Annotated in this window: 12 protein-coding genes; 7 read left to right on the top strand and 5 right to left on the bottom strand. The window is 71.0% G+C overall.

Annotation, left to right across the window (positions count from 1 at the left end):
* Positions 1 to 197: 197 nt before the first annotated feature.
* From AB0I76_RS10650 to AB0I76_RS10635, 4 genes are all read left to right on the top strand, one after another.
* Entirely contained in the window at positions 198 to 659 is a 462-nt protein-coding gene (locus AB0I76_RS10650; protein ID WP_357032996.1) for a hypothetical protein, read from the top strand.
* Between the two features lie 1,444 nt (positions 660 to 2,103).
* A complete protein-coding gene (gene mycP / locus AB0I76_RS10645; protein WP_357033005.1) occupies positions 2,104 to 3,195 on the top strand; it encodes a type VII secretion-associated serine protease mycosin in 1,092 nt (363 codons plus the stop codon).
* 425 nt (positions 3,196 to 3,620) lie between these two features.
* A complete protein-coding gene (locus tag AB0I76_RS10640) occupies positions 3,621 to 4,277 on the top strand; it encodes a nucleoside triphosphate pyrophosphatase (RefSeq protein WP_357032993.1) in 657 nt (218 codons plus the stop codon).
* A gap of 9 nt (positions 4,278 to 4,286) precedes the next feature.
* A complete protein-coding gene (locus AB0I76_RS10635) occupies positions 4,287 to 4,940 on the top strand; it encodes an O-methyltransferase (protein WP_357032990.1) in 654 nt (217 codons plus the stop codon).
* 15 nt (positions 4,941 to 4,955) lie between these two features.
* Here the strand turns inward: AB0I76_RS10635 and AB0I76_RS10630 are convergent, their stop codons facing one another.
* The 4 genes from AB0I76_RS10630 to AB0I76_RS10615 all read right to left on the bottom strand — a co-directional run bounded on the left by AB0I76_RS10630 (position 4,956) and on the right by AB0I76_RS10615 (position 8,799).
* Entirely contained in the window at positions 4,956 to 6,260 is a 1,305-nt protein-coding gene (locus tag AB0I76_RS10630) for an MFS transporter (protein ID WP_357032987.1), read from the bottom strand.
* 60 nt (positions 6,261 to 6,320) lie between these two features.
* A complete protein-coding gene (locus tag AB0I76_RS10625; protein WP_357032984.1) occupies positions 6,321 to 7,076 on the bottom strand; it encodes an ABC transporter permease in 756 nt (251 codons plus the stop codon).
* A gap of 18 nt (positions 7,077 to 7,094) precedes the next feature.
* Entirely contained in the window at positions 7,095 to 8,054 is a 960-nt protein-coding gene (locus AB0I76_RS10620) for an ATP-binding cassette domain-containing protein (RefSeq protein WP_357032981.1), read from the bottom strand.
* 136 nt (positions 8,055 to 8,190) lie between these two features.
* Positions 8,191 to 8,799, bottom strand: a complete 609-nt coding sequence (locus tag AB0I76_RS10615; protein ID WP_357033002.1) for a PadR family transcriptional regulator — start codon at positions 8,797 to 8,799, stop codon at positions 8,191 to 8,193.
* A gap of 147 nt (positions 8,800 to 8,946) precedes the next feature.
* On the opposite strand from AB0I76_RS10615, the gene AB0I76_RS10610 reads away from it, so the two are divergent.
* Complete coding sequence (locus AB0I76_RS10610) at positions 8,947 to 10,698, top strand: biotin carboxylase N-terminal domain-containing protein (RefSeq protein WP_357032978.1); 1,752 nt, start codon at positions 8,947 to 8,949, stop codon at positions 10,696 to 10,698.
* Between the two features lie 5 nt (positions 10,699 to 10,703).
* On the opposite strand, the gene AB0I76_RS10605 is transcribed toward AB0I76_RS10610, so the two are convergent.
* Complete coding sequence (locus tag AB0I76_RS10605) at positions 10,704 to 11,600, bottom strand: LysR family transcriptional regulator ArgP (protein ID WP_357032975.1); 897 nt, start codon at positions 11,598 to 11,600, stop codon at positions 10,704 to 10,706.
* A 78-nt stretch (positions 11,601 to 11,678) separates the two neighbouring features.
* Between AB0I76_RS10605 and AB0I76_RS10600 the strand changes: the two genes are divergently transcribed.
* Both AB0I76_RS10600 and AB0I76_RS10595 read left to right on the top strand, forming a co-directional pair.
* Positions 11,679 to 12,275: a LysE family transporter gene (locus AB0I76_RS10600; protein WP_357032999.1), complete on the top strand. Its 597-nt coding sequence runs from the start codon at positions 11,679 to 11,681 to the stop codon at positions 12,273 to 12,275.
* 66 nt (positions 12,276 to 12,341) lie between these two features.
* A complete protein-coding gene (locus tag AB0I76_RS10595) occupies positions 12,342 to 13,781 on the top strand; it encodes a GuaB1 family IMP dehydrogenase-related protein (protein ID WP_357032972.1) in 1,440 nt (479 codons plus the stop codon).
* Positions 13,782 to 13,941: the final 160 nt, after the last annotated feature.

Genomic DNA, 13,941 nt, shown 5'->3' with positions numbered 1-13,941 from the left:
GCGGGCGGCGCGGCCAACGCCGCCGGACCGGGCGCGTGGCGCGCCTCCGGCCTGCCCCGCTGATTTTCTGGGGTACGGATCACCGCAGGTGACCGCCCACGGGGGCGGCTGCCGCGCCGGGGTGGGGGCTGCCCACATCGTCGGGGAGCCATTAACCTCACTCAGGGAAACGGTGCGGTGACGGGTAGGGAGGGACGATGATCCCCGAGGAGGACCGCCCAGCGGCCTGGCTCCGCGGCTACGGCGGCATCGAGGCCGACATCCGTCAGCTGCGTGAATTCGCCGACAGGTTGCAGGCCGAGGTGGAGCGGAACTACGCCCCGCACCTGTCGTACATCGCGGAGGACCTGAAGACACCCCTGCCCAACCCGGCCGACGCGTTCATCGAGCTGGTCGAGTTCCTGCGGGCCCACCACGAGACCCAGCAGGCCACCGCCGACACGGTCTGGGGCGTACGCGGAGCCACCGGCCACCTCGCTGCGGCTGCCGGGCAGGTCGCCGACCGCTACCACGACTCCGACGCCTTCTCGTCCGCCCGCGTGGTCGACGTCGAACGGGCACTCGCCACCCCGGCACCGGTCACGCCCCCCGGCCCCCCGCTCGTGCTCCGCGACCCGACCGGCCCCGAGGGCGCGCCGGGGCCGGTGGTGCTGCCGTGAACGAAGCAGGCGTCGGCCGCTCGGGCGGCCTCACCAACTGGCACCTGATGGACGTGGGCAGCATGTGGGCCTGCCTCGCCGACCAGGACACCACCAACCACTGGCGGCAGGTCGCCGGCTGGCGGAAGATCTGCGACCTCGCCCAAACACACCTGGGCCGACTCCAGGAGTACCGGCGCGGCCTCGCCGAGGCGTGGCCACCGGAGACCAACGAGGCATCCCGCGCGTACGTCGCCGAACTGGACCAGCTGATCGACCAGGTTCGGCGCACCCACGACGCGGCCGCCACCAACTACACCGCGCTGTCCGCCGCCACCCAGGCCATCGGCACCACCCGCGAGACGCTGCGGAAGATCTACGACGAGTACGCGGTCAAGCTTCAGCAGAGGCGCGCGTACGAGGCGACGGCAGCGGACCCGAAGGCGGTCATGGGCAGTCGCGTGACCGAGCCGCCGGTGACGGATGTCGATCTGGAACGGCTGAACGTGCAGGCGCGCGGGATCATGTACGGGTTGAGCAGCGAACTCCAACAGGCGCAGGTCATGCTCCGCCAGCCCCCACCCGCCAAGCCAATAGCCCGTCAACCTTCGGATCCTGACGTCTATGGGGCACAAACACCGCCGGTGATCCCGCCCATCGTCCCGATGCCACTGCTGAAGACTGGGGCAACGTCCAGCACACGATCAGCGAGCACGCCGAAACCCGTTGTGTTTTCTCCTGCGTCCGGCGTCGGGCCGGTACTCGGCGGCACGGGAGCAAGTCTTGCTCCTGCCCCCACGAACACGGGCCTTCCCGGTCCTCTACAGCACGGCCCAATCGCCGCTGCGCCTGTGCATAACGTCCCGCCAGCGGCGCTACCTGGTCACGTTAATCGTCCTGTTGCCTCCAGCCCGGGCTTTCCAGGAAGGCCAGTTGCCGGAGGCCCGAACAAAATCCCCAACGCCACACCATCTGCAACCAACCGTCCGATGCCGCCCGGGGGACTCATTGGCGGGTTGCCTGGCGCGGGACTGGGTCAGCCCGGCCCCAGTGCTCAGCCCCGTCGAATCAATCCCATCGGTGGAGTCATCGGGGGAGGCGCTGCTGGCACAGCGCCCACTGGCGGGGCTGGTTCACGCCCGGGCGGCGCTAGGGCATTCACCGGGGCAAACATTTGGCCACCGCTTGGTGGTTCATCCCCGCACTCGAGCGCAGGTGGAGCGACTTCGGCTCCAGGACGTCTATCCCGAAAAGACGGCACTACGGAAGCTCGACGAGACTGGGACCCAGAACACCCTTGGGAGACGGATCGCGGGGTAGAACCCGTTGTTCGGCCTCCTGATGAGGACGGACCAATTGACCCCGGACCGGCTATTGGCCTTAACAGGTGACTGTCGCCAACAAGTGGGCGTCTATAGCTGTTTCGATAGGGGCATGCGCTGCCCTGTCGGGCATCAACACACAGATTGCTGTTGCCGCACCCATACCTTCACCTGACGGCGCCACTCTCATCCGTCACGACCAGTGGCATTTACGCTATCTCAATGTCACCTCAGCGCATCGTCTAAGTAAGGGTGCCGGAGTAACCGTGGCCGTGGCTGACACGGGAGTGGATCCACACCCAGACCTAACGCGAAACCTACTCCGGGGGAGAGACTTCCTTTCGGACGAAGCCGGAGACGGGAGAGATGATCCAAACAGCCACGGCACAGGCATGGCAGGCATCATCGCCGCCCACGGACGCCCGAATGGAACAGGCGCACTTGGCATTGCCCCAGAAGCCAAGATACTGCCAATAAGAGTCTTAGAAAGCGACAGCGAGGGCGACAACGACCGTCTCGCCGACGCCATCGACTATGCAGTCTCGTCCGGCGCGGACGTCGTCAGCATTTCAGCTGGTGGCGGCTTTAGTACTCGGCTAGCACAAGCTATCGAGACTGCACGATCAGCGGATGTCATTGTTGTTGCTGCGGCCGGGAATCGGCCGGACGATACGGATGTCATCTTCCCAGCATCAGCGGATGGCGTCCTTGCTGTTGGTGGCGTGGACAAGCGAGGCCAGCACGCAGCTGTATCGGTTGAGGGACCTCAGCTAGATATAGTCGCGCCAGCCGTCGACATGTACAGCACTAGCTATGACTCGCTGTACTCGAAGGGAACCGGCACATCGAGTGCCACGGCCATTGTTGCGGGCGCGGCCGCTCTCGTACGGTCGAAGTACCCCGACCTGCCCGCATCCGAGGTGGTCCATCGCCTGACCGCCACCGCCGTCGACAAGGGACCTCCCGGCCGCGACGACCAGTACGGCTACGGCGTCATTGATTTGGTTGCGGCGCTGACTGCTGACGTCCCGCCGCTCGGCTTCAACTCTTCGCCACCCGTATCCACCGCTGCGCAGTCATCGGCGGCTCAACCGGACACCGGCTCGGAGGGTAGCGAATCCACGATTCGTGGGCTCCTGACGCTTGGCGTTCTGCTGGCGGTCGGAGGCGTGTGGGCAGCGGTTGCTTGGCGACGGCGTCACAGTGACGACCCACCCCCACGCATCAGCCGCTGATCGGACTTTTCATCACAGATTTCGCTCGGGCGCCGTCGCGGCTACTTGATCCACTCGATGTCATTGAAGTCGGGGTGTCAAGGCGCGCAGGATGGCCCGACTTCAATGAAGGCGAGTCGATCAAGGTCTTCGCCCGGGATCAGTTGTCGAGAGGTACGAGCAGGCTCACTCCACCCCAGCCGGGCCTTGCGAGCCAGCGGACGGGTTGGCCCGTACTCGGCGGTGGCCGATCAGCCGTTGTCCTGGCGGTGGACAGGAACTCCAACTCCACGAGCGGGCACACGGCGAGCAGGCCGGCCGGTCAGGGCCGGCTCCCAGCGTGACCGCAGCGACTCGTCTCCAGGTTGTCGACGTCCGGCGCGAAACAATGGGAGGACGCGCGGGGCGTACCGCGGAGGCACCGGTGGCCCGGTAACGTCGGCGACGTGCCTGAATCCATGCCCCTTCGTCTCGTGCTCGCGTCGGCGAGCCCCGCCCGCCGCAAGACCCTCCAGGCCGCCGGCATCGAGCCGGACGTGCTGGTGAGCGGCGTAGACGAGTCCCTGGTGGTCACCGACCGGGCCGAGGATCTGTGCCTGGAACTGGCGCGGCTCAAGACCCAGGCGGTGCTGACCCGGCTGCGTCCCGCCGACGACCAGCGCACGTTGGTGATCGGTTGTGACTCGGTGCTGGCCTTCGACGGCGAGATCCTGGGCAAGCCGGCGGACGCAGCGGATGCCGTCCGGCGGTGGGAGCGTATGCGTGGGCGCAGCGGCGTCCTGCACAGCGGGCACTGTCTGATCGACGTCGAGGCGGGGCGGCGGGCCGAGGCGGTGGCCTCGACGACCGTGCACTTCGCCGACATCGACGATGACGAGATCGCCAGGTACGTGGGCACGGGCGAGCCGTTGTCGGTGGCGGGCGCCTTTACGATCGACGGGTTGGGTGGGCCGTTCGTGGAGCGGATCGAGGGTGACCCGGGGACGGTGGTGGGTCTGAGCCTGCCGTTGCTGCGTCGTCTCCTCGCCGAGTTGGACCTGCGGATCACCGATCTGTGGACGAAGGTCGCGCCGGGCAACCAGTCCGTTGATCCGTTGGGCTAGCGTCCGGTCATGACCACCAAGTCGATCCCGCTCACCGAAGACCTGCACGCGTACCTCGTCGCGCACGGCTCGCCACCGGACCAGATCATGCGGGAGCTGATCGAGGAGACGCGGGCGGCCCTGCCGGACGACGCGCAGATGCAGGTCGCCCCGGAGCAGGCCGCCTTCCTGACCTTCCTCACCCGGCTGCTCGGTGCCCGGCGGGCGGTCGAGGTGGGCACCTTCACCGGGTTGTCCTCGCTGGCGATCGCCCGGGGGCTGGTCGACGGTGGGCGGCTGACCTGCTTCGACATTTCCGAGGAGTACACCGGCATCGCCCGGCGGTACTGGACGCGCGCGGGGGTGGACGACCGCATCGACCTGCGGATCGGGCCGGCCGGGGAGACGCTGCGCGAGCTGCCGTACGAGCGGGAGATCGACGTCGCGTTCATCGACGCGGACAAGACCGGCTACCCGATCTACTGGTCGGAGCTGGTGCCGCGGATGCGGCCGGGCGGGGTGATCGCGGTGGACAACGTGTTGCGGGGTGGCCGGGTGATCGCGCCGGGGAACGCCGACGACCGGGCGATCGCGGCGTTCAACGACGAGGTCCTGGCCGACGTCCGGGTCGACGCGGTGATGCTGCCGATCGCCGACGGCCTCACCCTCGCACGGGTGCACTGACACCACCGGAGTGGATCAACCGGCGCCGACCGGGGTGGGCTGGGGGTCGTCGGCCGGGGTGCCGGCGTGCAGCGCGCGGCCGAGTCGCGTGGCGAGCACCGCCGCCGCCGCGATGAAGCCCGGCAGCAGCAGGAAGGCCAGGTACGGTCCGACGCCGTCGGCCAACCAGCCCAGGGCCACCGGCGCGATCCCGAAGCCGACCCCCATCGAGTACGACGCCCAGCCCGCCGCCTTGTCCGCGGCCGGTCCGGCGACGGCGAGCGCGATGGAGATGGCCAGCGGGTAGTGCAGCGCGTTGCCGAGGCCGAGCACGACCAGCCCGACGACGGCGAGCCAGCCCACCGGTGCGGTCCAGAAGATCGTGAACCCGGCCAGCGACACGCCCAGTGCTCCGAGCAGCAGGGGCACCGGCCGGTACCGCAGGGCGAATCGTCCGCCGACCAGCCGCCCGACGAACATCCCACCGACGATCGCGGCGACGGCGGCGGAGGCGGCCCCGGCATCGAGGCCGGAGTGGTCGCGCAGCACGTCGGCCGTCCACAGCGACAGGCACACCTCGATCGAGCCGGTCACGGCCATGAGGGTCCAGGCGATCCAGTACGCCGCGGGAAGCTGCCCGCCGGCAGAAGAGATCTTGGAGGATTCCGGCCCTCGGAGGGGCCGGTTCCTTCCAAGATCCATGCCGTTGCCGGGCGTGACGGCGGGGACGGCGGGGGCGGCGGGCACGGCGACCGGGCCGCCGGGAGCCGCGGCAGCGGGGGCGGTCTGCCGCGGGCGTACCCCGAAAGCAAGCGCGACCAGCGCGATCAGGCCGACCTCGACGGCCATCACCGGTCGCCAGCCCCAGCCGGCGTCCACGCTGGCCCCGATGACCACCGGGGCGAGGATGCCGAGGCCGGCGCAGGCGGCGTTGGCCTCGGTCAGCGCGGCCGGCGCGGCCGGCCCGTGCCGCGCGGTGAGCACGACGGCGACGCCGCTGATGACGATCATGCCGAAGGTGGCGATCACCACGACCGCGGCGATGGTGGCCGGCAGGGGACGCGCCACGCCGAAGGCGGTGACGCCGGCCGCGACGCCCGCGAGGCCGGTCCAGATGGCCGCGCCGCGGCCGACGCGGCGCGCGAGCGGCGCGAAGAGCGCACCGCCGAGCAGCGATCCGACGGCGATGCCGGTGCTGTGCAGGCCGGCGACCGCGGCGGAGGTGCCCTGTTCGTCGCGGAGCAGCGGGACCACCGGGCCGAAGCCGTAGAGGAAGAAACCCCAGAGACCCAGCTGGGCGTACGCCAGCCAGGTGGTCCGGTCACGGGTGAAGCGGGGCACGCGCCTTACGCTACAAGCGCTCGGTGCGTACCCCGCTCCTGGTGAGAGGCAGCTCTCCCGTCAGCGGACGCTGCGGGCGAACTGGCGGGCGGCCCAGAAGACGCCGGCGGCGGCGAGCACCGCGATGATGGTCAGCCCCTGCCAGACCTTGTCGTCGCCGAGGTCACCGGCGAACAGCGCGCGGGTGCCGTCGACCGCCCAGGAGAACGGGTTCCAGTCCGCGATGCCCTGCAACCAGCCGGGCGCGAAGGTCAGTGGGAGCAGGATGCCGGAGAGCAGGAGCACCGGCTGGGCGACGGTGTTCATCAGCGGTGCGAGGGCGTCCTCGCTCTTGACCTTGAGGGCGACCCCGTAGGAGACGGCGGAGGTCATCAGCGCGATGAGGGCCAGCATCAGGTACGCCAGGAGCAGGTCACCGATGAAGACCCGCAGGTCGAACAGGAGCGCGAGCAGGGTGATGATGACCGCCTGCGCGATCAGCGAGACGACGTCGCGCAGGGAACGGCCGAGCAGCAGGGCCAGGCGGCTGACCGGGGTGACCCGGGAGCGTTCGATGACCCCGGCGCGCAGCTCGGCGATCAGGCCGAAGCCCTGGAAGAGGCCACCGAAGATGGCCAGCAGGACCAGCAGGCCGGGTACGAAGATCTTGTAGGCCTCGGCCTGGGTGGGGGCGTTGAGGGCCGGCTTGAGCAGCGGGGCGAAGAGGAGCAGGTACATCACCGGCTGGAAGACGCCGACGAAGACCCAGACCGGGTTGCGCAGGAGCAGTTGGAGCTGCCGCTCGAAGATCAGCCACGTGTCGCGGGCGAGTTTCACGATGTCTCTCCGGTGGTCTCAGGACTCGCGCAGCGAGCGGCCGGTCTTGGTCAGGAAGACGTCGTCGAGGCTGGGACGGTGCAGCTCGATCGAGGTGAGCGTGAGGCCGGCGCTGTCGACCCGGCGGAGGATCTGCGGGATGGCGGTCGCGCCCTCGTCGACGTAGAGGCGCAGGCCGCCCTCCTCGGCGGTCTCCAGCTTGTTGACGTACGGCTCGGTGTCGAGCAGCTCGGCGGCCTGCGGCGTGGCGACGGCGTCCAGCCCCACCAGGACCACGTCGCCGGAGATCTCCCGCTTGAGGTCGGCCGGGGTGCCCTCGGCGACGACCTCGCCGTGGTCCATGATCGCGATCCGGTCGCAGAGGGCGTCGGCTTCGTCCAGGTAGTGCGTGGTGATGAAGACCGTCATCCCGTCGGTGCGCAGCCGCCGGATCTCGTCCCACATGTGGGCGCGGCTCTGCGGGTCGAGGCCGGTGGTCGGCTCGTCCAGGAAGACGATCCTCGGCTCGTGGATGATGCCGAGCGCGATCTCCACCCGGCGGCGCTGGCCGCCGGAGTAGGTCTTGCACTTGCGGTCGGCGTACTCGGTGAGCTGGAAGGCGTCCAGCGCACCGGCGGCGCGCCGGTGCGCCTCGGCCTTGGAGATGCCGTACATCCGCGCGTGCAGCACCAGCTCCTCGCGGGCGGTCGACTCGTCCCAGGTGCTGCCGCCCTGGGCGACGTAACCGATGCGGCGGCGCACCTCGGCCGGGTCCTTGCGCAGGTCGGCGCCGGCGATGGTCGCCTCGCCGCCATCCGGCTCGATCAGCGTGGCGAGCATCCGCAGGGTGGTGGTCTTGCCAGCACCGTTGGGGCCGAGGAAGCCGAAGATCTCCCCCTCGGTCACCTGGAGGTCGACCCCGCGCACGGCATCGACCGTCTTCGTCTCCCGACCGGTGCGGGTGCGGAACGACTTCCGCAGCCCTCTGGTCTCGATCATGTCTGGCTCCTGGTCGCCCCGGGCCGGCGGCGGCCGGCCATCTCTCTGTCCACAGAAGACGGCGCCGGACGGCGCGCTTCCCCGTTGTGCCGCGGTCAGGCTAACGCGATATAGCTCTTATGGTCAACGTTGATTATTAGGAGCCCGAGGTACGCGGCGGCAGGCGCTCCTCCCACCCGGACCACCCGTCCGCACGTTCCAGCCCATCAGGCAGGTACGACATCCCTTCGTCGATCCGGTTGGCGATCCGCTCGCACCAGGCGATCTCCACCTCGGCGCGGTCCGACCAGAGCTCGAACATCCAGCCCACGTGCACCGGCTTGGTGGACCGCAGCCAATCCGAGTTCAACGACGCACGCATCCATCCGACACCGGCGCGGAGCTGGTTCGCCCGGTTGCGCAGCGCCGCCGAGGCTTCCTCGCGGGGCAGCGCCGGCAGGAAGGAGAAGGCCGCCGCGAAGGGATCGGCCGGCTCGTGCAGCCGCCACCACAACCCACGCAGGAGCGTCTCGAACTCGTCCTCACCCTTCGGCGTGATCTCGTACGTGGTGCGAGCCGGACGGGCACCCACCTGCTCGGTCGCCACCTCGCGCAGCAGTCCCTCCTGGGTCAGCTTGCGCAGGGCGTGGTAGATCGAGCCGGGCTGGACGTTGGCCCACTTGTCGGCGTTCCAGCTCAGCAGCTCGCGGCGGACGTCGTAGCCGTGCACCGGCTGCATCCAGCGGACCAGTCCCAGGATCATCATTCGCGTGGCGGACACAGCCACAAGCGTATTAGACAAGTTTGACTAGAACCCGGTGGGACAGTGCCACATCCCACACTGAGCGATCGTTAGGGACATCAGGGTGGCCGATACACTCCCGGTCAACGACCTCCCGGGAGGAGCCACAAGGTGCGCAAGGTACTCATCGCCAACCGCGGCGAGATCGCCGTCCGCGTCATCCGCGCCTGCCGCGACGCCGGCCTCGGCAGCGTCGCCGTCTACGCGGACTCCGACCGGGACGCCCTGCACGCGACGCTCGCCGACGAGGCGTACGCGCTGGGCGGCGACACGGCGGCCGAGAGCTACCTGCGCATCGACAAGCTGATCGACGTCGCCGCGAAGGCCGGCGCCGACGCCGTCCACCCCGGGTACGGCTTCCTCTCCGAGAACGCCGACTTCGCCCAGGCGGTCATCGACGCCGGGCTGACCTGGATCGGCCCCACCCCGCAGGCCATCCGCGACCTCGGCGACAAGGTGACCGCCCGGCACATCGCCCAGCGGGCCGGCGCACCCCTGGTCCCCGGCACCCCCGACCCGGTGGGCAACGCCGACGAGGTGATCGCCTTCGCCGTCGACCACGGCCTGCCGGTCGCCATCAAGGCGGCCTTCGGCGGCGGCGGTCGCGGCCTCAAGGTGGCCCGCACGATGGAGGAGATCCCGCACCTGTTCGAGTCGGCCACCCGCGAGGCGGTCGCCGCGTTCGGCCGGGGCGAGTGCTTCGTCGAGCGCTACCTGGACAAGCCCCGGCACGTCGAGGCGCAGGTCCTCGCCGACCAGCACGGCAACGTGATCGTCGTCGGCACCCGGGACTGCTCGCTGCAGCGCCGGCACCAGAAGCTGGTCGAGGAGGCCCCCGCGCCGTTCCTCACCGACGCGCAGCGCGCGCAGATCCACGACAGCGCCAAGGCGATCTGCCGGGAGGCCGGCTACCACGGCGCCGGCACGGTGGAATACCTGGTCGGCGCGGACGGCACCATCTCCTTCCTGGAGGTCAACACCCGCCTCCAGGTGGAGCACCCGGTGACCGAGGAGACGGCCGGCGTCGACCTGGTCCGTGAGCAGTTCCGGATCGCCGACGGCGAGAAGCTGCGCTTCAGCGAGGATCCGACCCCGCGCGGGCACGCCATCGAGTTCCGGATCAACGGCGAGGACCCGGGCCGCAACTTCCTGCCCGCCCCCGGCACGATCACCGCGCTGCGGCTGCCCAGCGGCCCGGGCGTCCGGGTGGACACCGGCGTCTCGGCCGGCGACGTGATCGGCGGCAACTTCGACTCGCTGCTGGCGAAGGTGATCATCACCGGCGAGACGCGTACCGAGGCGATCGAGCGGGCCCGCCGTGCGCTCGACGAGATGGTGGTCGAGGGCATGGCCACCGCGCTGCCGTTCCACCGCCTCGTGGTGCGGGACGAGGCGTTCACGTCCGAGCCGTTCACCGTGCACACCCGCTGGATCGAGACCGAGTTCGACAACACCGTGCCGGCGTTCACCGCCACCGCCGGCGCCGTCGAGGGCCCGGCCGAGCGCGAGACCGTCGTGGTCGAGGTGGGTGGCAAGCGGCTCGAGGTGGTCCTGCCCGCCGGCCTCGGCGCGGGTACGGCCACCGCCGCGCCGGCCACCAGGAAGCCGGGCCGCCGGGGCGGCTCCGCGAAGGCCGGCGCCGCCGTCGGCGGTGACGCCCTCACCTCGCCCATGCAGGGCACCATCGTCAAGATCGCCGTCGCCGACGGGGACACCGTCGCCGAGGGCGACCTGGTCGTGGTGCTGGAGGCGATGAAGATGGAGCAGCCGCTGCACGCGCACAAGGCCGGCACGGTCAGCGGCCTCTCCGCCGAGGTCGGCGCGGTCATCACCGCCGGCGCCGCCATCTGCACCATCGCCTGAGGTGATCAGCGGAGCGTGACCGCCGCCTCGGCGCGGACGGCGGCGGTCAGCGCACCCAGCACGGTCGAGTCCAAACGCCAGTGCTGCCAGTACAGCGGCACGTCGACGTACCGGCCGGGCGCCAGGTCGACACACGTGCCGTCGGCCAGGTCGGCGGCGGCCAACTGCTCGGGCACCACGCCCCAGCCGAGCCCCCGGCGGATCGCCTCGCCGAACGCCGGCACCGACGGCACGTGGTGCACGGGCGGGTCCAGGTGCCGCCCCGTCACCGACCGCAGGAAACGGTGCTGCACGCGGTCCTTGCGGTCGAACGCGACCATCGGCGCCGCGGCCAGCGCTGAGGCGGTCAGCCCGTCGGGGAACCACCGTCCGGCCCGACCGGACGCGGCCAGCGCGCGGTAGCGCATCGCGCCGAGCGGCACCGCCCGGCAGCCCTGCACCGCCTCCCGCTGCGCGGTCACCGCCGCCATGACGGCGCCGTCGCGCAGCAGGTCCGCCGTGTGGTCCTGGTCGTCCTGGCGTACGTCGAAACGGACCACCAGGTCGTCGGGCACCCGGGCCAGCGCGGCGACGAACCAGGTGGCCAGGGAGTCTGCGTTCACCACCACGGCCAGCCGGGTGCCCAGGCGGTCCCCGGTCAGCGCCCCGCGCGCGTCGGCCAGCGCCTCCCGTTCCAGCAGGTCCAGTTGTCCCGCGAGACGCAGCAGAGGCCGGCCCGCCTCGGTGGCCCGGCACGGCCGCGTACGCCGCACGAGGACCTGCCCGACCGCCTCCTCCAGCGCCCGGATCCGCTGACTGACCGCGGACGGGGTCACGTGCAGGACCCGGGCCGCCGCGTCGAAGCTTCCCTCGGCCACCACGGCCGTCAGCGTGCGGAGCTGCGCCGAATCGAGTCCCTCCATAAGCTGAGCTTACGGAGCATCAGAAACATGAGCTGGACTGGCCCAAGCGGACGACCATAGCCTCGTGACGTGCCTGATCTGCTGCCCTCGGCTCTCGCCGGGTTCTCCGTGTCCCTCGCCCTGATCGTCGCCATCGGCGCGCAGAACGCCTTCGTGCTCCGCCAGGGGTTGCGCCGCGAACACGTCGTACCGGTGGTGGTGGCGTGCGCCGCCTCCGACGCCCTGCTCATCGCGGCCGGGATCGCCGGCCTCGGCACCGTCGTCTCCGGGCATCCGACGCTGCTCACCGCCGTCCGCTGGGGCGGCGCGGTCTTCCTGTTCTCCTACGCGCTCCTCGCGGCCCGGCGCGCACTGCGCCCCGGCACTCTGGCACCGACCGACCGACCGCCGGCCCCCCTGCGGGCGACCGTCCTCGCCTGCCTAGCGTTCACCTACCTCAACCCGCACGTGTACCTGGACACGGTGCTGCTCATCGGCGGGATCGCGCAGCAGCACGAGGACCGCTGGGCCTTCGGCGGGGGCGCCGTGCTGGCCAGCGTCGTCTGGTTCAGCGCGCTCGGCGCCGGGGCGCACCGGCTCGCGCCCCTGCTGGCGCGTACCCAGGCGTGGCGGGTGTTGGACGGGGCCGTCGCCCTCGTGATGGCCGCGGTGGCCGCGGCCCTGCTCCTGGGGTGAGCGTGCGGGAGGTGTTTTCCGTGACCACCGGCGGCGGTCGCGGCGGTTGCCAGGAATGATGGCCGGGTGCGGTTCCTACATGGCGCGGTCCCCGCGCACGACCTGACCTACAACGACGTCTTCATGGCGCCGGCCCGCTCCGAGGTGGGCTCGCGACTCGACGTCGACCTGGCCACCAGCGACGGTACGGGCACCACCATCCCGCTGGTGGTGTCGAACATGACCGCGGTGGCCGGGCGGCGGATGGCCGAGACGGTCGCCCGCCGGGGCGCCATCGCGGTCATCCCGCAGGACATCCCCATCGAGGTCGTGGCGAACGTCGTCGCCTGGGTGAAGCAGCGGCACCTCGTGCACGACACGGCCATCACCCTCGGCCCGACCGACACCGTCGGCGACGCCATCCACCTGCTGCCGAAGCGCTCGCACGGCGCGGTGATCGTGGTCGACCCGGAGAGCCGCCCCCTCGGCGTGGTGACCGAGGCGGACACCGTGGGCGTGGACCGGTTCGCCCAACTCCGGCACGTGATGTCGACCGAGCTGCACACGGTGCCGGCCGACGCGGACCCGCGTACCGGCTTCGACCGGCTGTCGGCCGGGCGTCGGCGGCTCGCCCCGGTGGTGGACGCCGACGGGCGGCTGGTCGGTGTGCTCACCCGGCAGGGCGCCCTGCGGGCGACCCTCTACAAGCCGGCCGTCGACGACCGGGGCCGGCTGCGCATCGCCGCCGCCGTCGGCATCAACGGCGACGTGGCGGGCAAGGCCGCCGCGCTGCTCCAGGCCGGGGTGGACACCCTGGTCGTGGACACCGCGCACGGCCACCAGGAGCGGATGATCTCCGCGTTGCGGAGGGTCCGCGAGGTCGATCCGCACGTCCCGGTGGCGGCCGGAAACGTCGTCACCGCCGAGGGCGTACGCGACCTGGTCGAGGCCGGCGCGGACATCATCAAGGTGGGCGTCGGTCCGGGAGCGATGTGCACCACCCGGATGATGACCGGGGTCGGCCGGCCGCAGTTCTCCGCCGTCCTGGACTGCGCGGCGGCAGCTCGCGAGCTGGGTCGGCACGTGTGGGCCGACGGCGGCGTACGGCACCCGCGCGACGTCGCGCTCGCCCTGGCCGCCGGCGCGTCCAACGTGATGATCGGTTCCTGGTTCGCGGGGACCTACGAGTCCCCCGGCGACCTCTACACCGACGCCGACGGGCGGCGCTACAAGGAGAGCTTCGGCATGGCGTCGGCGCGCGCGGTCAGCGCCCGTACCGCCGACGACAGCGCCTTCGACCGGGCCCGCAAGGCGATCTTCGAGGAGGGCATCTCCTCGGCCCGGATGTACCTCGACCCGACCCGACCCGGTGTGGAGGACCTCATCGACGAGATCATCTCCGGGGTACGCAGCGCCTTCACCTACGCGGGCGCGCGGAACCTGGACGAGTTCCACGAGCGGGCGCTGGTCGGCGTGCAGAGCGCGGCCGGCTACACCGAGGGGATGCCGCTGCCCACGAGCTGGTGACCGGCGGGAGGTCGGGACCCGCACCGCTGCTCGCCGGAGCCGTCCGTGCGCGCCCTCCCGGCCGGCATCCTCCTCTGCCCGACACCCTCCCGTCCCGCGCCCTCCCGTCCCGCGCCCTCCCGTCCCGCGCCCTCCCGTCCCGCGCCCTCCCGTCCCGCGC

This window comes from Micromonospora sp. NPDC049799 (assembly GCF_040656655.1).
In the GTDB taxonomy this organism is placed as follows: domain Bacteria; phylum Actinomycetota; class Actinomycetes; order Mycobacteriales; family Micromonosporaceae; genus Micromonospora.
The sequence above is the reverse complement of the archived record's forward strand: the minus strand, read 5'-3'. Positions and strand labels throughout refer to the sequence as shown.

Bases quoted from the DNA above. Each gene is read 5' to 3' on its own strand.
- AB0I76_RS10615 (WP_357033002.1), bottom strand. From the start codon at position 8,799: ATGATGATCCTGGGACTGGTCCGCTGGATGCAGCCGGTGCACGGCTAC.
- AB0I76_RS10620 (WP_357032981.1), bottom strand. From the start codon at position 8,054: ATGATCGAGACCAGAGGGCTGCGGAAGTCGTTCCGCACCCGCACCGGT.
- AB0I76_RS10635 (WP_357032990.1), top strand. From the start codon at position 4,287: ATGACCACCAAGTCGATCCCGCTCACCGAAGACCTGCACGCGTACCTC.
- AB0I76_RS10650 (WP_357032996.1), top strand. From the start codon at position 198: ATGATCCCCGAGGAGGACCGCCCAGCGGCCTGGCTCCGCGGCTACGGC.
- AB0I76_RS10605 (WP_357032975.1), bottom strand. From the start codon at position 11,600: ATGGAGGGACTCGATTCGGCGCAGCTCCGCACGCTGACGGCCGTGGTG.